Here is a 20907-nt window from a genome sequence, read left to right as displayed (position 1 = left end):
CAAGAGGGGCGGGCCGCACCACGACCCGCCCTGCGGACACGCGTGCGTGCCGACTCGCGCTGACGCGGCGCGCCGACCACGCACCTGCGGAGGAGAGCTGTGGAGTTCGACGTCACGATCGAGATCCCCAAGGGGCAGCGCAACAAGTACGAGGTCGACCACGCGACGGGACGGATCCGCCTCGACCGCATGCTCTTCACCTCGACCCGGTACCCCGACGACTACGGCTTCATCGAGGGCACCCTCGGTGAGGACGGCGACCCGCTCGACGCGCTCGTCCTCCTCGAGGAGCCGACGTTCCCCGGCTGCCTGATCCGGTGTCGCGCGCTCGGGATGTTCCGCATGCGCGACGAGGCCGGTGGCGACGACAAGGTCCTGTGCGTGCCGACGGGCGACCAGCGCGCCGCCTGGCGCCAGGACATCGACGACGTGTCCGACTTCCACCGCCTCGAGATCCAGCACTTCTTCGAGGTCTACAAGGACCTCGAGCCGGGCAAGTCCGTCGAGGGTGCGCACTGGACCGACCGCATCGAGGCCGAGGCCGAGATCGAGCGGTCGCGTCAGCGCGCGATCGACACCGGCTACTACATGCACTGAGCTGTTCCGGTCCGGCGCGGGGAACCGTGCCGGACCTGCGTGTGCCCGCGCCGCATGGCTCGAGCCAGCGGCGAGGCGGGTCCTCGGGTCAGGCGCGGCCGGCGAACGGCATCGTCGCGGCCCAGCGCATCGACGTGATCCGGACCGGCACACCCGGCCGCGGGGCCTCCACGACCTGGTTCCCGCCGATCCACATCGCGACGTGGTAGATCGCGTCCGGGTCGTTGGGGTCGGTCGAGTAGAAGACCAGGTCACCGGGGCGCATGTCGTCGTAGCTGATCTTCAGGACCTGCTTGTACTGGTCCCGCGAGGTCCGGCCGAGGTTGACACCGGCCGCCTGCCACGAGCGCATCGTGAGCCCGGAGCAGTCGAAGCTCTCGAAGCCCGCTGAGCCGTAGACGTACGGCAGACCCACCTGTGCCGACGCCCACGCGACGGCTGCGGCACCCTGGTCCGCGGAGCCGCGGGACCGGCCGGTGCCGAGCCCGTACGCGCCCGTCGGGGCGGTCGTCGGGGTCGGTGCGGGGGTGGTCGTCGCGGGCGACGTCGGGGCAGAGGCCACCGGAGCGGCCGGCGCCGAGACGGCGGGTGCGGGCGCGGCCGGTGCGGCGGCAGGCGCGGCAGCCGCGGGCGGCTGGGTCGTCGTGGTGGTGGGTGACGTCGCGGCCGACGGTACGGCGGCCGCGACCGTGGTCACCGCGGCGGCCGGTGCGGCAGCGCGTCGCAACGCCTCGGCCGCGGCGTCGGCGCGCGCCTGGCGGTCGGCGTCGAGCTGGTCCTGGCGTGCGCGCTCGACCTCGGCGCTCGTGCTGCGGGCCGCGGCGAGCTGCCCGATGAGGTCGTCACGCTCGGCGGCCGCAGCGGCGAGCGCCGCGTCGGACGCGGCCTGCGTGGCCTCGGCGGCGGCGAGCGCATCCTTGGCTGCTGCGCTCGCGGTGGCCTGCGCGGCGACTGCGGAGTCGGCGCGTGCCTGGAGCGTGGTCGCGACGAGCTGAGCGGCCCGGTACCGCTGGACCGCCTCGTCGGCCTTGGTGCCGACGCGCGCGAGGGTCGTGCTGCGGTCGACGACCTGGCGGAACCCGTCGGCGGACAGGACGGCTTCGATCGTGTCCATCGAGCCGCCCGACCGTGCGGTCTGCCGGGCGATCGCGACGAGGGAGCGGCGTGCGGTCTCGGCCTGGGCGTCCGCGGCGGCGGCCCGCGTGGCGGCCTCGGTCGCGGCGTCGGCGGCGGCGGCCCGGTCGGACTCGGCCTGCGTGTACTTCTCGCCGGCCGCCTGGACGGCGACGACGGCTGCGTCGCGCTCGACGCTCTGCTGCGCGAGCCGCACCTCGATCTCGGCGACCGACATCTGCGCGGCGGTGACGGCCTGCTGCGCGGCGCGCACGTCCCGGTCGCTCGGGGCCGTCGGGTCCGCCGAGCCGGTGGTCGCGGAACCGACGAGGAGGACCGCGGCCGCCAGCGTCGCGACCGCCGCGCGCGTGCGTCCGTTGACCGTCCCGAGTCGAAGTGCCACGTCACGTCCTTCGTCTGCCCAGCGGTGAACCTTGAGGCCGCGGGAGGGGCCTCGTAGGGCACGCTACCTGCGCAGATCCCAGAAGTGAACACCAGTCACACCCGTCACACGAGTCACACGGCTGTGGTTCTGGACGAACTACCCGAAACCCCCGTGCGCGGTGCCGTGAGCCGAGCGTGTTCTCACATCGTGAGATGGGGTTTCCCATGCTGGACACCCGCGCCCTACGCTCGCACCATGACCTGCCGAATGTGTCGCTGACCGACGCACTTCGGCTGCGCCCGCACACCGGCCCCGGTGGCCCCTCCAGGCCCCCTCGGACACCTCCCGGCTGACTCTGGCGCCCTCCCGTTCGTGCGACCACCTCCCCATCCCTTGCGGGAGCGGTCCGGCACATCGGCCGCTGCTCCCGCGCAGCCCCAGGAGTCCCCATGAGCAACAACTGGTCCTTCGAGACCCGCCAGATCCACGCCGGCCAGACGCCCGACCCCACGACGGGTGCGCGCGCCCTGCCGATCTACCAGACCACCTCCTTCGTGTTCCCCGACGCCGGCGTCGCCGCCGACCGATTCGCACTGAAGGACCTCGGCCCGATCTACACGCGGATCGGCAACCCCACCCAGACGGTCGTCGAGGACCGCATCGCGTCCCTCGAGGGCGGCGTCGGTGCGCTGCTCGTCGCGTCGGGCCAGGCCGCTGAGACCCTCGCGATCCTCAACATCGCCGAGGCCGGCGACCACATCGTGGCGAGCCCGAGCCTGTACGGCGGCACGTACAACCTGCTGCACTACACGCTCCCCAAGCTCGGCATCGAGACGACCTTCGTCACCGACCCGCACGACGCGCAGGCGTGGCGCGACGCCGTCCGCCCGAACACCAAGCTCTTCTACGCCGAGACGATCCCGAACCCGCGCTCCGACATCCTCGACATCGAGGAGGTCGCCACGATCGCGCACGAGGTCGGCGTCCCGCTCGTCGTCGACAACACGATCGCGACCCCGTACCTGCTCAACCCGATCACGTTCGGCGCCGACGTCGTCGTGCACTCCGCGACGAAGTACCTCGGCGGCCACGGGACCGCGATCGGCGGCGTCATCGTCGATGCGGGCACGTTCGACTACGCCCAGTACCCGGAGCGGTTCCCGAACTACAACACGCCCGACCCGAGCTACCACGGCCTGGTCTACGCGCGGGACCTCGGGGTCGGCAGCGCGTTCGGCGCGAACCTCTCCTTCATCCTCAAGGCGCGCGTGCAGCTGCTGCGCGACCTCGGCTCGGCGATCTCGCCGTTCAACGCGTTCCTCATCGCGCAGGGCATCGAGACGCTGTCGCTGCGCATCGAGCGCCATGTCGCCAACGCGGAGAAGGTCGCCGCGTGGCTCGAGGCCCGCGACGAGGTGACGGCCGTGCACTACGCCGGACTTCCGTCCAGCCCCTGGTACGCGCTCGCGCAGAAGTACGTGCCGCGTGGCGCCGGCGCCGTGCTCGCGTTCGAGATCGAGGGCGGCGCCGCCGCCGGCCAGGCGTTCGTGTCAGCGCTCGAGCTGCACTCGAACGTCGCGAACATCGGGGACGTGCGCTCGCTCGTCATCCACCCGGCGTCAACGACCCACAGCCAGCTGACCCCCGAGGAGCAGGCCCTCTCGGGTGTCACGCCCGGCCTCGTCCGCCTCGCCGTCGGCATCGAGCACATCGACGACATCCTCGCCGACCTCGACGCCGGCTTCCGGGCCGCCAAGGGTGCCTGACCCCACCGCCCGACCCGCACGGTCGGCCCGTCCCTCTGGGCGGGCCGACCGTACGGCCCGTAGATTGGACCCCCATGTCGAGCTCGCGCACCCCCCGGACCTCAGCCGCCTCCCGCGGGCTGGGTTCGGTCGCGGCGCCCGCGAGCAGCGCCTGGCGCGAGGGCGACGAGCCCGGCGGGCGCCAGTTCCTCGACATCGGACCGTTGCGGCTCGAGGCCGGTGGCCGTCTCGCGGCGGTGCGCCTGGCCTACGAGACGTGGGGCACGCTCAACGAGGCCGGTGACAACGCGATCCTCGTGCTGCACGCGCTCACCGGCGACTCGCACGTCACCGGGCCCGCGGGACCGGGTCACCCGACGCCCGGCTGGTGGTCCTCGCTCGTCGGCCCCGGCGCGCCCATCGACACCGACCGGTACTTCGTCGTCGCCCCCAACGTGCTCGGCGGCTGTCAGGGCTCGACGGGCCCGGCGTCCGCGGCCCCGGACGGGCGGCCGTGGGGCAGCAGGTTCCCGCACCTCACCGTCCGCGACCAGGTCCACGCGGAGGTCCGGCTCGCGGACGCGCTCGGGATCGACGCCTGGGCCCTCGTCATCGGCGCCTCCATGGGCGGGCAGCGCGTGCTCGAGTGGGGCGTGTCCGCACCGGACCGCGTCCGCGGGCTCGCCGCGATCGCCACCGCCGCGCAGACGTCCGGCGACCAGGTCGCGAGCTTCCACACGCAGCTCGCCGCGATCCAGGCCGACCCCCGCTTCGCCGGCGGCGACTACTACGACGCGCCCGACGGCGAGGGACCGCACACCGGTCTCGGCATCGCGCGGCAGATCGCCCACCAGACGTACCGCAGCGCGCTCGAGCTCGACGAGCGGTTCGGGCGCATCCCGCAGGGCGGCGAGAACCCCCTCGAGGGCGGCCGGTTCGCCGTGCAGTCCTACCTCGACCACCACGGCGACAAGCTCGCGCGACGGTTCGACGCGAACACCTACGTGACGCTGACCCGCACGATGATCACCCACGACCTCGGCCGGGACCGGGGCGGGGTCGAGGCGGCTCTCGCGACCGTCACCGCGAAGGCCCTCGTCGTCGCGGTCGACACCGACCGGCTGTTCCTCCCGTCGCAGTCCGAGCGCATCGCGGCCGGCATCCCGGGCGCCGGCCCGGTCCGGTCGATCCGGTCCGACTACGGGCACGACGGGTTCCTCATCGAGGCCGACCAGGTCGGGCGCATCGTCTCCGACTTCCTGGCCGAGCCGGTGCGCGTCCGGCCCTGACCGGTTCCGCCGTGGCATTCGCCCACGTCTGCGGCAAGATGTCCCCATGCTGACCGACGAGCAACTCGCTGAGCTGTCCGACGCGCTGCGCACCCAGTGGGGGGTGCTGCGCCGCTGGCTCGACCCGGTGGCGGAGACGGCGTCGACCGCTGCTCCGAGCGTGCTCGACGGGTGGACGGTCGCCGACCTCATCGCCCACGTCGGGCGGTCCATGTCGGCTCTCGCCGCGTGCGAGCCGGCGCCGGACGGCACGGTGCCGCAGACAGTCGGCGAGTACATCGCGTCCTACGCCGCGGGCGCCGCCAAGATCTCGGCGGTCACCCACGAGCTCGCGACCGAGATCGCCGCCGATCCCCTGGCCGGGATCGACGCCCTCGCCGCCGCAGCCTTCGACCGCCTGGAGAGGCTCGGCCCGTCCGACCGCGTGGTCCTGGCCCGACGCGGGCCGATCCTGCTGTCCTCGATGGTCACGACCCGGCTCATCGAGCTCGTCGTCCACGCCGACGACCTCCAGCGGTCGCTCGCCCGCCGCGGCTCGGCCTCGGTCGGGCTCGACGGCGGGGTCGGTGCGGGCGTCGGCCCGATCGACCGGACCGCGCTCGACATCGTGGCGCACGCCTTCCTCGACGTCGTCGTCGCGCGGGGCGGCTGGGACCTCGAGATCACGCGGCCGCTGATCTGGGTCCGACTCGCCACGGGCCGGGTCCCCTATGACGTCGACCTGCTCGCCCAGGCCGTGACCCCGGAGTACAGCTCGGACGCCGTCCCGGACCTCGGCCGGATCCTGCCGATCCTGTGAGCTCGGGGCCGTAGGTTGTGAGCATGCTCGCCGCCTACGCCGCCCAGTTCGCGCCCGACGCGTCCCCTGACTCCCTGCTCGCCGGCCTCGAGGTCGGTGAGCGCCCCGAGCCCGAGGCTCGCGAGGGCTGGACGACCGTCGACGTGCGTGCCGCGTCCCTCAACCACCACGACCTGTGGTCGCTGCGCGGCGTCGGGCTGCGTGCCGAACAGCTCCCGATGATCCTCGGCACCGACGCCGCCGGCGTGACACCCGACGGCCGCGAGGTCGTCGTGCACGCGGTCATCGGCGGCGCCCTCGGTCACGGCGTCGGGCCGAACGAACCGCGCAGCCTCCTGTCCGAGCGCTACCCCGGCACGCTCGCCGAGCGCGTCGCGGTGCCGACCTGGAACCTGGTCGACAAGCCGGCGTCGTTGTCGTTCGTCGAGGCGGCGTGCGTCCCGACCGCGTGGCTGACGGCGTACCGGATGCTGTTCACGAGCGGCCGGGCGACCCCCGGTCAGCGCGTGCTGGTCCAGGGTGCGGGCGGCGGGGTGTCGACCGCGGCGGTGCTCCTGGCGGCGGCCGCGGGGCTCGAGGTCTTCGTGACGAGCCGTGACGAGGCCAAGCGCACGCGTGCCGTCGAGCTAGGCGCTGCGGCCGCCGTCGAGCCCGGCGGTCGTCTGCCCGCCAAGGTCGACGTCGTGCTCGAGACCGTGGGCGCCGCGACGTGGTCGCACTCGGTGCGCTCGGTACGTCCCGGCGGCACGATCGTGGTGGCCGGAGCCACGTCGGGCGACGCGAGCCCCGCCGAGCTGCAGCGCATCTTCTTCCTCGAGATCAGCGTCGTCGGGGCGACGATGGGCTCGAAGGACGACCTCGAGCACCTGCTCGCGCTCATGGGCCGCACGGGTCTCCGCCCCCTCGTCGATGCGACGTTCCACCTGGCCCGGGCCCGCGCCGGCCTCGCGCGGCTCGCGCGCGGCAGCCAGTTCGGCAAGATCGTCCTCGAGGTGTGACCGCGGTGACGGGTCGGTGGGAGCAGGACGTCCTCGGGCCGGACTACCGCGTCCGCACGCTCGAGCTCGCGCCCGACGACGAGGGCGAGGTCGTCGCGAGCCTCGTGCGGTACGTCCCGCCGAGCGACGAGCCCGTGCGCCCCGCGCGCGCCGTGCTGTACGTGCACGGCTGGTCCGACTACTTCTTCCAGACCGAGCTCGCCGAGTACTGGCACGCCCGCGGCATCGCGTTCTACGCGCTCGACCTGCGCAAGTACGGGCGCAGCCTGCGCGAGCACCAGACACCCGGGTACATCGAGGACCTCGTGACGTACGACGAGGAGATCGACGCGTCGTTCGCCCAGATGCGCCGCGACCTCGGCCGCCACGTGCACCTGACCTTCATGGGCCACTCGACCGGTGGCCTCATCGCCGCCCTGTGGGCCGACCGCCACCCGGGCGCCGTCCGCGCCCTCGTGCTCAACAGCCCGTGGCTCGAGCTGCAGGGCTCCTCCGTGGCACGGCACGTCTCGAGCCCCGCGATCGCGCAGCTCGCGCGGTTCCAGCCGAAGACCGCGATGCCGAACATCGACCCCGGCTACTACGCGCGCACGCTGCGCAAGTCCGACGGCGGCGAGTGGGACTACGACGACCGCTGGCGGCCGAGCCCCGCGTTCCCGGTCCGGGCCGGCTGGCTGCGCGCGGTCATCGCCGGCCATGCCCGGGTTGCCCGCGGGCTCGACATCGACGCGCCGATCCTCATGCTCGCCTCCGCCCGCACGCTCATCAGCCCGCGCTGGAACGAGGACATGCGCTCGTCCGACGTCGTGCTCGACGTCGAGCTCCTCGCCCGCCGCGCCGTGCAGCTCGGGCCGGTCGTGACGGTCGTCCGGATCGCGGGTGGCATGCACGACCTCACACTCTCGCCGCGACCCGCGCGCGAACGGTTCTACGCCGAGATCAGCCGGTGGTCGGTCGCGTACGCGTGACCTGCGCTCACTGCTCGGCGGCCCCGTCGGGCCACGTGGCGACGACGACCGTCCCGTCGAGATCGTCGTCGGTCACGACCCGCGCCACCAGGCCGACGTCGGCGAGGAGCTGGGCGGTCCGGGGCGCCTGACGCTCGCTCGTCTCGATCAGCACGTGGCCACCGGGTGCCAGCCACCGGGGAGCCGCCTCGGCGACGCGTCGGTGCAGGTCGAGCCCGTCAGTGCCGCCGTCGAGTGCGGTCTGCGGCTCGTGGAGGCGCGCCTCGGGGGCATCAGCCGGATCTCGTCGGTCGGGACGTACGGCGCGTTCGCGACGAGGAGGTCGACGCGACCGTGCAGCTCGACGGGCAGCGGTGCGTCGAGGTCGCCCTCGTAGACGTGGCCGCGGGGGCCCACGACGTTGCGGCGAGCGCAGCGCACGGCGGCCGGATCGATGTCGGCGGCATGGACCTCGGCCCCGTCGAGCGCCGCCAGGAGCGCCGCGCCCACCGCGCCCGAGCCGCAGCACAGGTCGACGACGACGGTGGCGTCCGGGGCCAGGGCGATGGCCTGCGCGACGAGGAGCTCGGTCCGTCGACGCGGCACGAAGACCCCGGGATCCACAAGGATCCGCAGACCCCGGAACTCCGCCCAGCCGAGGATCTGCTCGAGCGGCAGCCCCTGGACGCGTCGGTCCACCATGTCAGCGAGCTCGGCGGGCGTCCGCGCCGCGGCCAGCAGCAGGTCCGCCTCGTCCTCGGCGAAGACGCATCCGGCGGCGCGGAGCAGAGCCACGACGTCGGGCGGAGACAGGGGTGCGGAAGCCCCGGACATCAGCGCGAGCCCGCAGCCTCCGCGAGCGTCGGCCCGCCGTCGCCGAGCCGCCACGCGCGCCAGCCGTCGACCGTGCCCTCCGTGTTCGCGGCGTCGGCCGCGGCGTCGTCGGGGCTTGCGTGGACGTGGCCGTCGGGCAGCTCGATGAGCCCGTCGTGCCGGAGCGTCGCGTGCAGCCGCTGACCGCGCCGCTCGCGGAACCACACCAGGGTCACGACGGCCCCGCGGCCCTTGACGAGCGCCGCCAGTGCGGGCACCGCGGCGGGGCCCGGCAGGACGTCGGGGGTCCAGGCGCCACCGAAGTCCGCCGGCGGCGGCGGTCCGGCCGAGACGGCGGGCGTCGGTGCGGTGACGGGGTTCCGGGCGTGGCTCGCGACCGTCGCGGGGCTGGGGATGTGGGCGTGAGCGGGCGCGGGTGCTGGCACCTCGGCGTGAGCGGGCGCGTGGACCGGGATCGCGGCGTGGCTCGTCGGCGGTGCCGACACGGGCGACGATGCCAGGTCGTCGCCCGGTGCGGCGTGGTGGCGGACCAGCCGCAGCGTCGACGGCTCGACGGTGCGGAGCGAGGGCGGGCGGAGCACGAGCGGGGACACGTCCACGTAGCGCCGACCGTCGACGCCGCGCACGACACCGATCTGGAGGACCTCGACCTGCCGGCCCGGCTCGCGCAGGAACGCGACGGCATCCATGACCTGCGGGTCGACCTCCGCGCACACGAGCAGCAGCCGCGCACCGGGCAACGGGCCCGTCTGCGCGGCGCTCAGCGGCGCCTCGTCGCGGAAGTCGCGGAAGTCGGCGTCGAACAGGTCGGCGCCGCCCTCGTAGGTCCGCAGCAGGTCGGCGCGGCTCAGGCGTGCGGCGTTGCCCGCATGCTGCAGCGCCCGGACCAGGCTCTCGCCGTCGAGGATCTGCACGACGTCGACGACGACCGGGCGGCCCGTGGTGTCGAGCGCGAGCAGGTGCGGGCCGGGAGCGTCGCCGTGGCGCAGGCGGACGGGGAAGAGCTGTTCACCGAGGAGCGACGCGAGGTGCTCGGCGACGAGCGCGCTGCTGTCGGCCGCAAACGTCCCCGGAGCAGGCTGCATCGGCTGGACGAGGACAGGGCGGCCCTCGTCGAGCTCGAAGATCGGCATGCGTTCCGGCTTCCTGGTGGAGCGGCGGGGCGCTGGACGCGCCTGGTGACGGCGGTCCTCGGCGTGCCGGGACCGCACCGGACCGAAGTCTCCCATGCCTGGCTGTACGGACCTAGGTCCCGTTGGGCCGGCTGGCGGCTGACCGACCGCGCCTCCACCGTTCGGCCCAGGCGACCGTCACCCGAATGGCTTCACTCAGCGGCGAGCCGGGCCTCGACGCGCTCGACCTTGCCGGTGATCTCGCCCGTGTGACCAGGGCGGATGTCCGCCTTGAGCACGAGGCTCACGCGGTGGCCGTGCCGCCCGACCGCCTCCGTGGCACGTCGGACGACGTCCATGCACTCGTCCCACTCGCCCTCGATGGTCGTGAACATCGAGTCGGTGCGGTTCGGCAGGCCGGACTCACGGACGATCCGGACGGCGTCGGCGACCGCGTCGGTCACGGACTCGCCCGCACCGAGCGGGGCGACAGAGAAGGCGATGAGCATCAGGCCATTGTGCCACTGGGCGCGACGCCACCGCGAGCGCCACCGCGCTGCGGCAGGTGCGCCGCGAGCAGCTCCGCGAGGTGGACACCCTGGACGTCGGCGAGCTGGTCGGCCTGCGTGCGGCACGAGAACCCGTCGGCGAGGAACACGTCGCCCGGGGCCGCGGCACGCAGTGCCGGGAGCAGCTCGTGCTCGGCGACGGCCACCGACACGTCGTAGTGGCCCTTCTCCATGCCGAAGTTGCCGGCCAGCCCGCAGCAGCCGGCGAGCGTCGAGAACTGCGCGCCCGCCGCGGTCAGGAGCGCACGGTCGGCCGTGAAGGTCATCACCGAGTGGTGGTGGCAGTGCGGTTGCACGACGGCGGTGACGTCCGACAGGTCGGGGAGCGTCCACCGGTCGCCCGGGCCGACCGGGGCGGGCGCGGTGAGCAGCTCCGCGAGGGTGCGTGTCTCGCGCGCGACCGCGAGGGCTCGGGGGTCGTCCGGGACCAGGTCGCGCAGGTCGGAGCGCAGCACCGCGGTGCACGACGGCTCGAGGCCGACGATCGGGATGCGGTTGACCGCGAACGGGCCGAGCACCCCGAGCAGGTGCGTGAGGCGCTTGCGTGCGCCGTCGAGCTGACCGGTGGTGATCCAGGTCAGCCCGCAGCACGCCTCCTCGTCCGGGACGATCACCTCGTAGCCGGCGGCCGTCAGCACGGCGACCGCGGCGTGCGGGACGGACGGCGCGAGGCCGTCGCTGAAGGAGTCGGTCCACAGGACGACCTTCTGCCGGGCGGGTGTCCCGACCGGTATCACGGTCTTCTGCGCACCGTCGCGCTTCCACGCGGTGCGGAACGGCGTGGACGCGAACGTGACCATGGACCGGCGCGTGTCCATGCCCCCGGCGGCGAGGACGACCTTCGCGATCGGCCGCACCCCGAGCGCCGTGTTCGCGAGCCACGCGAGCCCGGGCACGGAGGTCACGAGACGGATCCAGCGCGGCAGCCAGCCGAGCACGTAGTGAGCGACCGGCCGCACCTTGCCGCGGTATGTACGGTGCAGCACCTCGGACTTGTACTGCGCCATGTCGACGCCCGCGGGGCAGTCGCTCGAGCACGCCTTGCAGCCCAGGCACAGGTCGAGGGCCTCGTGCACCTCGGGCGACGACCAGCCGCGGTTCACGAGCGTCCCGTTCGCCATCTCCTGCAGCACGCGGGCCCGGCCGCGCGTGGAGTCCTTCTCGTCACGCGTCGCGAGGTACGACGGACACATGAAGCCGCCGGCCGCGGACGTGTCCGAGCGGCACTTGCCGACCCCGACGCAGCGGTGCACGGCCGTCGTGAAGTCGCCCGCGTCGTGCGGGAACGCGAACCCGCTCGGCGCTGCGAGCAGCGGCCGCGCGTGCGGACGGCGCAGGTCGGCGTCGAGCGGCCGGGGCCGGACGAGCACCCCCGGGTTCAGCAGGTCCCGCGGGTCGAGCAGATCCTTGAACGCCTCGAACGCGCCGATCGCGGCGGGCGAGTACATGACCGGCAGCAGCTCGCTGCGCGCCCGGCCGTCCCCGTGCTCGCCCGAGAGCGAGCCGCCGTGCGCCGCGACGAGGTGCGCGGCGTCGGTCATGAACGCGCGCAGCGGGTTGCCTGACCGCTCGAGCGGGATGTCGAGGCGCAGGTGCACGCAGCCGTCACCGAAGTGCCCGTACGCGAGCCCGTCCACACCGTGCGACGCCATGAGCGCCTCGAGCTCGCGCAGGTACGCGCCGAGCCTCGCGGGGGCACGGCCGAGTCCTCGAAGCCGGGCCAGGCCTGCGCGCCCGACGCGGTCCGCCCCGCGAGCCCCGCGCCGTCCGCGCGGATGCGCCACATCGCCGCGGCGTCGGGGCCGGGCGGGAAGATGCCGACCGCGTCGGTCCCGGCGTCGGCCGCGAGGGCGTGCGCGCGTTCGAGAGCCTCGTCGAGCGTCGCGCCGCCGACCTCGACCATCATCCAGCCGCCGCCCGCCGGCAGCGTGGGCACCGCCGAGGCCCCTGCGCGCGCCGGACGACGTCGACCAGGCGTGCGTCGATGCCCTCGATCGCGAGCGGTGCGTGGGCGAGCAGCGCGGGAACGACGTCGGCCGCCGACGCCATGTCCGGGTAGCCGAGCACGACGAGCACGGGCGCGGCCGGGACAGGCACCAGGTTGACCGTGGCGCCGAGCACCGTCACGACGGTGCCCTCCGTGCCGACGAGCGCCTTCGCGAGGTCCGCGCCGTTCTCGGGCAGCAGGTGCTCGAGCGAGTAGCCCGACACCTGCCGGCCGAACCGGCCGAGCTCGGTGCGGAGCGTCTCCAGGTTCGCCCGGACCAGCGCGTCCAGCCCCGGCACGGGGTCGAGGCCGCGACCCGCGATGAACCGGCGACCCAGCCCGTCGATCACGTCGAGGTCCACGACGTTGTCGGTCGTCCGCCCGTAGGCCACCGCCCGGGGGCCGCATGCGTTGTTGCCGATCATGCCGCCGAGCGTCGCGCGCGCCTGCGTGGACGGGTCGGGGCCGAACCGCAGACCGTGCGGCGCTGCGGCCTTCTGCAGATCGGTGAGGATGACACCCGGCTCGACGCGGGCCGTGCGGGCCTCGGGGTCGATCTCGAGGACGCGGTTGACGTGCCGGGAAAGGTCGAGGACCACACCCGTCCCGATGGCATTGCCCGCCACGGACGTCCCGCCGCCGCGCGACGTCACCGGCACGCCGACCGCGCGGGCGACCTCGAGTGCGGCGAGCACGTCGTCGGTGTCCCGAGGGAAGACCACGACCTGCGGGACGACGCGGTAGTTGGACGCGTCCGTCGAGTACTCGGCCCGGCGCCGGGGCGAGTCGTCGACCGACCCGCGCACGGCAGCGCGCAACCCCTCGACGAGGTCGGCGGTCTGGGCGTTCTCGGGGTGCGTGGGCTCGGTCACAGTCGACACGCGTGCAGTCTCCCACCGACCGGCTGGTGCGCGTGCTCGCGCCCGAAACCGCGACGGTGCGGCCAGATTCACCCCGGTTCCTCCTGCACTTCACGGCCCGACGAGCCGATAGGAATCATCATGAGCGACACAGGACACCGCGGGCGCGACCGCCGGTCCTTCGTGCCCACACCCCGGGGCACCACGGGACGTGCCGCCCCCGAGCTGCGTCCCGCGGTGCGCTCGCTCGACCCCGTCGAGCTCGTCTGGCTCGGTGAGGCTCGCGAGCTCCTGCGCGGACCCGAGGTCGACCTGACCGACATCGCCTGGCTCGGCGGTCACCTCGACGGGCTCATGACGACGTGGCACGACACCATGCCCTCCCTGCGCTGGGATCCGCTCCCGACCACGACCGCCGTCGGCCTCGCCGTCGGGGACGCCGTCATCGCACGCGTGCCCGGGCTGGAGTGGGTCTTCGCGTTCGACGCGCCGGGGTCGCCGTACGCGCTCGCGCACCCTCGGACGGCCATGGTCGTGGTGCCGGCCGACGCGGTGGCGCTGCTCTGGCACCACGGGTCGACCGGTCAGCTGCCCGGACTGGTCGATGAGCTCGCGGCGCTGTCGGCGGAGCACATGGTCGAGGAGCACCCGCGGGTGTCGGGCGCGATGCGGCTGCTGGGCCGCCGGCGCTGAGCCGCTGCCACTGACGTGGTCGCCCCGCCCGTGCGGGAGCGCGTCAGCGCCCCGGCGCCCGCTTCGCGAACACGCACCCCGCGCACGCCAGCGACCGCCCCGGCGTCGGCTCGCACCCATGACAGCCCGTAGCACCCAGCACATCCGCAGACCGGCTCACGATGCCGAGCCGCACCCAGTGGTCGACGGCAGCCTCCGCGAGACCGGCGTCGATCCCGAGGTTCGCGGCGATCCGGTCGGTCGTGGCCCCGCCGCGCGCCTCGCGCAGGACGTCGGTCAGGACGCTCATCATCGGCCCCTCACAGCAACCGGCCGAGCTGGAAGACGATGACCGCGGCCGTCCAGGCGATCACGAGCTGCACGCCGATCGCACCGAAGGTCCAGCGCGACCCGAACAGCCGGCGCTGCTCGGCGACGGTCGCGAGGCACGGGGTGTAGGCGAGCACGAAGACCATGAACGCCGCGGCGGCCGCCCCGGCATACCCACCGGACGACGACTCGAACGTCGCGCGCAGCCGGCTGCCGAGGTCTCCGGCGACTCCGGCGTCGATGGGCTCGTCGACCGCGTAGGACTGCGCGAACGACCCGACGACGACCTCCTTCGCGACGAACCCGGTGAGCAGCGCTGCGGACGCGTGCCAGTCGTCGAACCCGGCGGGGGCGAAGACGGGGGCGATCGCGAGCGCCGTCCGGCCGTACAGGCTGTCGGCGACGGGGACGTCCGCGATCTGGTGACCGCCGGCGACCGGGACGGCCATGAGGACCCAGACGACCGTGAGCGTGACGACGATGATCTTGCCCGCGTCGGTCACGAACATGCGGACCCGGACCCAGGCCGAGAGGAGCAGCGCGCGGACGCGAGGGCGCTGGTAGGCGGGCAGCGCGAGGACGAACGGCTCGCGGCGCAGGTCGCGGAACGCGGTCGCGCGCAGCACGAGGCCGCCGACGACGACGAGCGCGATGCTCGAGACGTACATGAGGAAGATCGCCGTGCCCGCGTGCGCCGGGAAGAACACGCTCGCGAGCAGGATGTAGACGGTCAGGCGGGCCGAGCACGACGTGTACGGGACGAGCAGCCCGGTGAGCAGGCGCTGCCGCGCATGGGGCAGCGTGCGGGTCGCGGCCAGGGCCGGCAGGTTGCAGCCGAAGCCGACGACGAGCGGGAGCATCGCGCGGCCGTCGAGCCCGATGGCCCGCATGGCCCGGTCGGCGACGAACGCGGCGCGCGCGAGGTAGCCGCTGTCCTCGAGGACTGCGATCGCCAGGAACATCAGGCCCATGAGCGGGGCGAACGACAGCACGGTCCCGACGCCCGCGAGGACCCCGTCGACCACAAAGCTCTCGAGCCAGTGCGGGCCGGGCAGCGCGGTCCGCACGGCGCTCGCGACCGGTCCGTCGACGAGCGACGACACGGCGCCCATGAGCGGTGCCGCGACGGTCGTCGCGAGCTGGAACAGGGCCCACATGACGGCGAGGAACACCGGGACCCCGAACCACGGGTCGAGCAGCACGCGGTCGACGCGGTCGGACCACGTGCGCACGGGAGCGGGTCGGGCCGACGACGGCGCACCCGGGACCGCGGCGTCGACCTCGCGGGACGCGAGCGCCCGCTGGACACCGTCGACCCAGGTGAACAGGCGGTCGGCGCTCGCCAGCTCGGCGTCGAGGTCGAGGGGTCGGCCGCACGAGCATCCGGTCCCGCACGCCACGTCGCCGTGGCAGGAGCAGGCGGGTGCGGCGTCGGGCAGCAGGACGGGCGGGACGCCGGCGGTGAGCGCATCAGACACGACGCGCGTGAGGCGGTCGAGCCCGGTCCCGGTGCGCGGGTCGATGGGGACGACGGGCACCCCGAGGAGCGTCGCGAGCCGTTCGGGGTCGACGAGCACCCCGCGCGTGGCGGCGACGTCGGTCATGGTCAGCGCGACGACGAGCGCCTGGCCGGCACCCGCGACCTGGGCCAGCAGGTACAGCGAGCGCGACAGTGCCCCGGCCTCGACGAGGACGACGGCGAGGTCGGGGACGCCGAGAGCCCCGCGGCCCGCGACCGTCTCGGCGGTGACCCGCTCGTCGGGCGACCGCGCGAGCAGGCTGTACGTCCCGGGCAGGTCGAGGACGCGGACCGCCCCGGACTCGTCCGAACCGGTGCCGCTCGCGGTCCCGGTCAGGCCCCGCCACGTCCCGAGCTGCACCTCGACGGTCGTCCCCGGGGCGTTGGTGACCTGCTGGCGGGCACCGGTGAGCGCGTTGAAGAGGGTCGACTTGCCGACGTTCGGGTTGCCCACGAGCACGACGGACGGTGCCGACGGGTCCGCCGCGAGCCCGGTGCGGGCGTCGACGAGACCGCCCGACGTGTCATGGCATGACGTCACAGCCGGGCACCGCCCGGGGCCTCGAGGTCGATGCGGGTGCAGGTGCGACCGTCGACGGCGAACCGGTCGGCGCCGATCGCGACGACGCGCCCGCCGAACGCTGCACGGTGGGTGACCCGCACGATGGCACCGGCCCGCAGCCCGAGCTCGCTGAGCCGCAGCCGGGCAGCGTGCTCGAGGTCGACGGCGACGACTCGCGCCTCGGTGTCGGTCGGCCAGCTCCCCAGGTCCATACGAGGACCGTACGACTGAGGTAAGCCTCACCTCATAGGACACAGGTCCCGGGTCGTCATGCCAGGGTGGCGGTCACCGTGATCTGCGTCCCGGTGAGCGCCTTGCTGACCGGGCAGGTGGCCTTGGCGTTCTGGGCCGCCTGCTCGAACCCGGCGGCGTCGAGCCCCTCGACCTCACCGCGGACCGTCAGCGCGATGTCGGTGATGTGGAGCCCGCCGGCGGGGTCGGGGCGAACGGTGACGTCGGCGCTGACCTCGAGGGCGATCGGGGTCCCGCCCGCCTCGGCGATCACTGCCGAGAGCTGCATCGCGAAGCAGGACGAGTGCGCCGCCGCGATGAGCTCCTCGGGGCTCGTGACCCCGCCGGCCTCGTCGGCGATCCGCTTCGGGAAGGACACGTCGAAGGTGCCGGTCTTCGAGCTGGACAGCTCGACCTGGCCACCGCCCTCGAGCAGGGTGCCGTTCCAGGCCGTGCGTGCGGTACGGGTAGCCATGGTGCTCCTTCGTCCGGGTGGCGCGGGCAGGTCCTGCGCCCGCCTGACCACCGTAGGGCGGGTCGCGTCACTCGGCGAGGGCGCGGTGGGACATCACGACGACGTCGGGGGCACCGGCCGCGTCGAGCGTGCGCGCGGCGCGCTCGTGCAGCGCGCGCCGGACCGACGGGTCCAGCCCGCTGTAGAGCGCGGACCGCACGAGCTCGTGCCGGAACACGAGCCGGTCGCCCCGCGCGTGCACGACGCCGGCCGCGAGCGCATGACGCAGCACGCGCCAGCAGTCCCCCACCGGACGGCACGCGAGCTCGGCAAGGTCTGCCATGACGAACGACGCGCCGAGCACCGACGCCTCGTTGAGCAGCTGGACGACCTCCGGACCGAGGTAGGCGACGCGGCTCGCGACGACGGCGTCGAGGGAGTCGGTCCACTGCGAGCCGACCGCGTCCACGACCCCGTGACCGGTCAACCGCAGCGCGCCCGACTCCCGGACCGCCCGGACGACGTCGGAGACGAACCGCGGGTTGCCGCCCGCGGTCAGGACCGAGCCGCGCAGCGACGTTCCGACGGACGCGCCCAGCTGCGACTCCGCCAGCTCGAGCGCCGCGTGCGACGACAACGGTCGCAGCTCGAGGTAGCGCGCACCGGCGCGGGTCCACGCGGCCACCACTGCCGCGAGCTCGGCCGAGCGCGGGACCGGTCGGAGCGTGGCCAGGACGAGCGCGTGCGGGACGGTGCCCTCGTGCGCGAGGCGGTACAGCACCGCGAGGGACTCGTCGTCGGCCTCGTGCAGGTCCTCCAGGACGAGCAGCCACGGCTCGTGGTCCCCGCGCCGGCGGACGAGGGCCGCCGCGAGCTCCTCGGCACGGGCGGCGAGGGCTGCGGGCAGCCGCCGGCGACCTGTCGCGTCGTCCCCGGCGTCGGCGTCTGCGTCCGCCTCAGCGTCGGCCAGAAGGGACGCGAGCTCGTCCTCGATCGCGTCGGGCTGCGCCGTGGAGGCGCCGCGTCGGGCGGGGAGCGGCTCGACGTCGCCGTCCAGCATCGCCTCAGCGAGCAGCCCGAACGGTCGAGCACTGCCGGGCCGGGCGACGGCGCTGCGGACCTCCAGCCCGAGCAGCCGCGCACTCGTACGCACCGCGTCCACCAGGGCGGACTTGCCGATGCCGGCCTCACCCTCGAGCAGGACGATCGAACCGGCGCCCGCCGAGACGGACGCGAGCGCGTCGTCGAGGTCGTCGAGCTCGGCGGCGCGACCGATCAACGGGAGGTCCCGGTCCGACCCCGCGGCGTCGTCCATGCGCCCGATCGTAGGTCCGAGCGCCCGCGCGCGCCTCAGTCCACGTACTCCCAGTGCCACGGCTCCGGCTTGCTGCCGCCCGCGCGGGCCCAGGTCGGCAACGTCCAGCCGTACGCCTCGGCGTTCGCGAGCAGCCAGCGGTGCTGCGCCGTCCCGAACGACTGCGCGCCGGCACCCAGGTCGACGGCCTTGCCGAGCCCGTGGTTGGACGTCCCGGGCTGGGCGCACAGGCTGCCCTTGGTCCGGCGGCACGCGACCTGCGAGGCGTAGGAACGGTAGGAGTCGGAGATCACCAGGTCGGTGCCGAACTTCTCGCGGTACGCCACGTTCAGCTGCTCGATCGCGGCGACCGCGTCGCACCGGAGCTCGGCACCGGCGGCGAAGTTCAGCTCGCACAGGGCGGACGCCGGGATGCGACCGTTCGCGTACTTGTCGAGCGACACGCGCTGGGCCGCGCGGGTAGCGGCCTCCTCGGCAGCCGCTCGGGCGGCCTCGGCGTCGGCCGCGGCGGTCGCCTCCGCTGCGGCCTGCTGGTCGCGGACGGCCTGCGTCACCTCGACGACGAGGGCGGCGACCTTCGTCGCGGTGGTGCGCAGCTGCTTGGTCGCGGCGTCCTCGACCTTCGCGGGGACGGCCGCGAGCGCGTCGAGCGCCGCTGCGGACGCTGCGGTCGCATCGCTCGGGCCCGCCGACGTGGACGGGGCCGGGGTGGAGGTCGGCGATCCCGACGGTGCAGCCGACGGGTCGGTCGTGGCCGAGGCCGCGGGCGACGGCTCGGCGGCACCGGCCGTGGGCTGGGCGGTCGGGGTGGCGGGCGCGGGGTCGGTGGCCGTCGGGCTCGCCGTCGTCGGGCTCGGCGTCGGCGTCTCGCTCGGCGTCGGCGTCGCCGTCGGGCTCGTCGTGGCCTGGTCCGTCGGGGCCGGGTCTGCCGGGGCGACGGGCGTGACCGAGGCACCCGCGACAGCAAGGAGCCGGTCGAGCTCCGCTGCGGCCTGGTCGAGCTCGGTGAGGGTCTCCGCGGGGACGACCGTGACGCTCGCGGTGCGCACCGCCTGGGCCTGCTCGGCTGCGGCCGCCGCGGCCGTGACGACGGCCTCTCGGTGCTCGGCGCTGACCTGCGCGGCAGCGGCTGCTGCGGCTGCGCGCTCCGCCCGCGCGCCGGCGACGTCGGCCATCAGCGGGCTCTGCGTGACGTCCGACGGCACCGCCATGGCGAAGCTGCCGACGGAGACCATGAGTACAACGGCCACGGCGGTCTTGGCGACGCGTCCGGCCGAGCGCCGCGTGGTCGGCGTGGCGGCGCGAGGCGGCGGCGTCGGGGTCGGCGCGGCGGCACGGCGCGCTGTCGTCGGGGTCCAGTCGACCGGTCGACGCGGGGTCGTCTCGGTGCGCTCGGCGGGACGACTCGGGGTCGTCGGGGTGTGCTCAGCTCGGGGGGCGACGTGCCGGCCACCGCGAGACGAGCGACTCGGGGTCGGCATTCCGTCACTCACGCGTAACACGTTACGGGAGGTGGACGGGTGTCCAGGACCCACACGCCCCTCGAGGCGGGGGGATCCTGTGTGGATCTCGTCACGTCTCCGTCACAGTTTTCACAGGCGGGGTTCCGGGGGGCTGCGCCGCCGCTACGATTCACGCCGTGGACGTCGACAGCACCCAGCACCCCGGGGCCGTCGCATCCCCTGCAACCCCACCGCGCCAGCACGGACTCGACGACCTCTACGACATCGGCCGGCTCGCCGACCGCCTCGGCGTCGAGCACGCGACCATCCGCGTGTGGCTCTCGCGCAAGGTTCCCTGGCTTCCCGCGCCGGACGGCCGCCTCAACGGCGGAGCGGTGTGGCGCGCCTCGACCCTCGAGGGCATCGAGATGCGTCGGACCCCCGGCAGGCCCGGCCGCAAGCCCCGCGCAGCGCCGGCCCACCTCGCCGAACCGGTCGAGAAGCCCGTCACTCGACCCACAGAGATCGTCCGCCGCCTGCCGTAAGTGCCTACGCTCGGAAGATGACGGATCCGGAACGTGCGCTCGACGTCGACGAGGCGATCAAGCACCTGGACCGACGCCGGTTCCTGCCGGAGGCGCGCCGAGCGCAGGCCCGCGAGGACTACCCGCTCCCCATAGGCAACGGGCAGACGTGCTCGCAGCCGAGCACCGTGGCCGTCATGCTGCGCTACCTGCACGTGCCGACCGGTGGCCGCGTGCTGGACATCGGCTCCGGCTCGGGCTGGACGACGGCGCTCCTCGCCCGGCTCGTCGGGCCCACCGGCATGGTCCTCGGGCTCGAGCTCGAGCCAGAGCTCGCGACCTGGGGCAGCGCCAACCTCGCCGCCTGGGCGACGCGCTGGGCCCACATCGAGCCCGCGACGCCGGGCGTCCTGGGACGGCCGATCGAGGGCGGCTGGTCGCGGATCCTCGTCTCGGCGTCGGCCCGGGTGCTGCCGCCGGAGCTGTGCGACCAGCTCGCCGACGGCGGCCGGATGGTCATCCCGGTGCGCTCCACGCTGTGGGCCGTCGAGCGCCACGGCGACGAGCTGGTGTCCACCAACCTCGGCTCCTACGCATTCGTCCCTCTGCGCTGAGCCCGCGGA

18 protein-coding genes and 2 pseudogenes are annotated in these 20907 nt (G+C 74.2%); 9 read left to right on the top strand and 11 right to left on the bottom strand.

The window, feature by feature from the left end; genetic code table 11:
- Positions 1–99: 99 nt before the first annotated feature.
- A complete protein-coding gene (locus DDP54_RS10110; protein WP_109131624.1) occupies positions 100–597 on the top strand; it encodes an inorganic diphosphatase in 498 nt (165 codons plus the stop codon).
- An 88-nt stretch (positions 598–685) separates the two neighbouring features.
- Here the strand turns inward: DDP54_RS10110 and DDP54_RS10105 are convergent, their stop codons facing one another.
- Complete coding sequence (locus DDP54_RS10105; protein ID WP_109131623.1) at positions 686–2113, bottom strand: C40 family peptidase; 1428 nt, start codon at positions 2111–2113, stop codon at positions 686–688.
- Between the two features lie 431 nt (positions 2114–2544).
- On the opposite strand from DDP54_RS10105, the gene DDP54_RS10100 reads away from it, so the two are divergent.
- From DDP54_RS10100 to DDP54_RS10080, 5 genes are all read left to right on the top strand, one after another.
- Positions 2545–3861 carry a bifunctional o-acetylhomoserine/o-acetylserine sulfhydrylase gene (locus DDP54_RS10100; RefSeq protein WP_109131622.1) on the top strand — a complete coding sequence of 439 codons (1317 nt, stop codon included), beginning with the start codon at positions 2545–2547 and terminating at the stop codon, positions 3859–3861.
- 74 nt (positions 3862–3935) lie between these two features.
- On the top strand, positions 3936–5129 hold the full coding sequence (locus DDP54_RS10095; protein WP_109131621.1) for a homoserine O-acetyltransferase: 1194 nt from the start codon (positions 3936–3938) through the stop codon (positions 5127–5129).
- A gap of 46 nt (positions 5130–5175) precedes the next feature.
- On the top strand, positions 5176–5928 hold the full coding sequence (locus tag DDP54_RS10090) for a maleylpyruvate isomerase N-terminal domain-containing protein (protein ID WP_109131620.1): 753 nt from the start codon (positions 5176–5178) through the stop codon (positions 5926–5928).
- Between the two features lie 23 nt (positions 5929–5951).
- A complete protein-coding gene (locus DDP54_RS10085) occupies positions 5952–6926 on the top strand; it encodes a zinc-binding dehydrogenase (RefSeq protein WP_109131619.1) in 975 nt (324 codons plus the stop codon).
- Positions 6927–6931: 5 nt separating this feature from the next.
- Positions 6932–7894, top strand: a complete 963-nt coding sequence (locus tag DDP54_RS10080) for an alpha/beta hydrolase (RefSeq protein WP_109132505.1) — start codon at positions 6932–6934, stop codon at positions 7892–7894.
- Positions 7895–7901: 7 nt separating this feature from the next.
- Here the strand turns inward: DDP54_RS10080 and DDP54_RS10075 are convergent.
- The 4 genes and pseudogenes from DDP54_RS10075 to DDP54_RS10060 all read right to left on the bottom strand — a co-directional run bounded on the left by DDP54_RS10075 (position 7902) and on the right by DDP54_RS10060 (position 13193).
- Positions 7902–8707: pseudogene (locus DDP54_RS10075) on the bottom strand (putative protein N(5)-glutamine methyltransferase).
- Positions 8707–9840 carry a hypothetical protein gene (locus DDP54_RS10070; RefSeq protein WP_109131618.1) on the bottom strand — a complete coding sequence of 378 codons (1134 nt, stop codon included), beginning with the start codon at positions 9838–9840 and terminating at the stop codon, positions 8707–8709. The pseudogene DDP54_RS10075 and the gene DDP54_RS10070 overlap by 1 nt, the downstream one beginning before the upstream one ends.
- Before the next feature lie 191 nt (positions 9841–10031).
- Entirely contained in the window at positions 10032–10328 is a 297-nt protein-coding gene (locus tag DDP54_RS10065) for an MTH1187 family thiamine-binding protein (RefSeq protein ID WP_109131617.1), read from the bottom strand.
- Positions 10328–13193, bottom strand: a pseudogene (locus DDP54_RS10060) (FAD-binding and (Fe-S)-binding domain-containing protein). The gene DDP54_RS10065 and the pseudogene DDP54_RS10060 overlap by 1 nt, the downstream one beginning before the upstream one ends.
- Before the next feature lie 183 nt (positions 13194–13376).
- Here DDP54_RS10060 and DDP54_RS10055 point away from each other — a divergent pair.
- Positions 13377–13928, top strand: a complete 552-nt coding sequence (locus tag DDP54_RS10055; protein WP_109131616.1) for a DUF3806 domain-containing protein — start codon at positions 13377–13379, stop codon at positions 13926–13928.
- A gap of 43 nt (positions 13929–13971) precedes the next feature.
- Here DDP54_RS10055 and DDP54_RS10050 read toward each other — a convergent pair whose 3' ends face one another.
- The 6 genes from DDP54_RS10050 to DDP54_RS18410 form a co-directional block, all read right to left on the bottom strand.
- The gene (locus DDP54_RS10050) at positions 13972–14217 is read right to left on the bottom strand and encodes a FeoC-like transcriptional regulator (RefSeq protein ID WP_158274502.1); all 246 of its coding nucleotides are present in this window, start codon (positions 14215–14217) and stop codon (positions 13972–13974) included.
- Between the two features lie 10 nt (positions 14218–14227).
- Complete coding sequence (gene feoB / locus DDP54_RS10045) at positions 14228–16297, bottom strand: ferrous iron transport protein B (protein WP_109131614.1); 2070 nt, start codon at positions 16295–16297, stop codon at positions 14228–14230.
- Positions 16294–16530, bottom strand: coding sequence for a ferrous iron transport protein A (locus DDP54_RS10040; RefSeq protein ID WP_109131613.1), 237 nt, complete (start codon positions 16528–16530; stop codon positions 16294–16296). The genes feoB and DDP54_RS10040 overlap by 4 nt, the downstream gene beginning before the upstream one ends.
- Positions 16531–16586: 56 nt before the next feature.
- Positions 16587–17024 (bottom strand): OsmC family peroxiredoxin, encoded by a 438-nt coding sequence (locus tag DDP54_RS10035; RefSeq protein WP_109131612.1) that lies wholly within the window; start codon positions 17022–17024, stop codon positions 16587–16589.
- A 67-nt stretch (positions 17025–17091) separates the two neighbouring features.
- Positions 17092–18318 (bottom strand): AAA family ATPase, encoded by a 1227-nt coding sequence (locus DDP54_RS10030; protein WP_109131611.1) that lies wholly within the window; start codon positions 18316–18318, stop codon positions 17092–17094.
- 35 nt (positions 18319–18353) lie between these two features.
- On the bottom strand, positions 18354–19811 hold the full coding sequence (locus DDP54_RS18410; RefSeq protein ID WP_197711366.1) for a M15 family metallopeptidase: 1458 nt from the start codon (positions 19809–19811) through the stop codon (positions 18354–18356).
- A 146-nt stretch (positions 19812–19957) separates the two neighbouring features.
- Between DDP54_RS18410 and DDP54_RS10020 the strand changes: the two genes are divergently transcribed.
- Both DDP54_RS10020 and DDP54_RS10015 read left to right on the top strand, forming a co-directional pair.
- A complete protein-coding gene (locus DDP54_RS10020; protein ID WP_109131610.1) occupies positions 19958–20305 on the top strand; it encodes a hypothetical protein in 348 nt (115 codons plus the stop codon).
- A gap of 17 nt (positions 20306–20322) precedes the next feature.
- Positions 20323–20898, top strand: coding sequence for a protein-L-isoaspartate carboxylmethyltransferase (locus tag DDP54_RS10015; RefSeq protein WP_109131609.1), 576 nt, complete (start codon positions 20323–20325; stop codon positions 20896–20898).
- Positions 20899–20907: the final 9 nt, after the last annotated feature.

The sequence above is a fragment of the Cellulomonas sp. WB94 genome (genome assembly GCF_003115775.1).
In the GTDB taxonomy this organism is placed as follows: Bacteria; Actinomycetota; Actinomycetes; order Actinomycetales; family Cellulomonadaceae; genus Cellulomonas_A.
This window is presented reverse-complemented; position numbering and strand designations above follow the sequence as displayed.

Bases quoted from the DNA above. Each gene is read 5' to 3' on its own strand.
- DDP54_RS10030 (WP_109131611.1), bottom strand. From the start codon at position 18,318: ATGGACGACGCCGCGGGGTCGGACCGGGACCTCCCGTTGATCGGTCGC.
- DDP54_RS10035 (WP_109131612.1), bottom strand. From the start codon at position 17,024: ATGGCTACCCGTACCGCACGCACGGCCTGGAACGGCACCCTGCTCGAG.
- DDP54_RS10100 (WP_109131622.1), top strand. From the start codon at position 2,545: ATGAGCAACAACTGGTCCTTCGAGACCCGCCAGATCCACGCCGGCCAG.
- DDP54_RS10015 (WP_109131609.1), top strand. From the start codon at position 20,323: ATGACGGATCCGGAACGTGCGCTCGACGTCGACGAGGCGATCAAGCAC.
- DDP54_RS10050 (WP_158274502.1), bottom strand. From the start codon at position 14,217: ATGAGCGTCCTGACCGACGTCCTGCGCGAGGCGCGCGGCGGGGCCACG.
- DDP54_RS10040 (WP_109131613.1), bottom strand. From the start codon at position 16,530: ATGGACCTGGGGAGCTGGCCGACCGACACCGAGGCGCGAGTCGTCGCC.
- DDP54_RS10090 (WP_109131620.1), top strand. From the start codon at position 5,176: ATGCTGACCGACGAGCAACTCGCTGAGCTGTCCGACGCGCTGCGCACC.
- DDP54_RS10065 (WP_109131617.1), bottom strand. From the start codon at position 10,328: ATGCTCATCGCCTTCTCTGTCGCCCCGCTCGGTGCGGGCGAGTCCGTG.
- DDP54_RS10095 (WP_109131621.1), top strand. From the start codon at position 3,936: ATGTCGAGCTCGCGCACCCCCCGGACCTCAGCCGCCTCCCGCGGGCTG.
- DDP54_RS10055 (WP_109131616.1), top strand. From the start codon at position 13,377: ATGAGCGACACAGGACACCGCGGGCGCGACCGCCGGTCCTTCGTGCCC.
- DDP54_RS10085 (WP_109131619.1), top strand. From the start codon at position 5,952: ATGCTCGCCGCCTACGCCGCCCAGTTCGCGCCCGACGCGTCCCCTGAC.
- DDP54_RS10070 (WP_109131618.1), bottom strand. From the start codon at position 9,840: ATGCCGATCTTCGAGCTCGACGAGGGCCGCCCTGTCCTCGTCCAGCCG.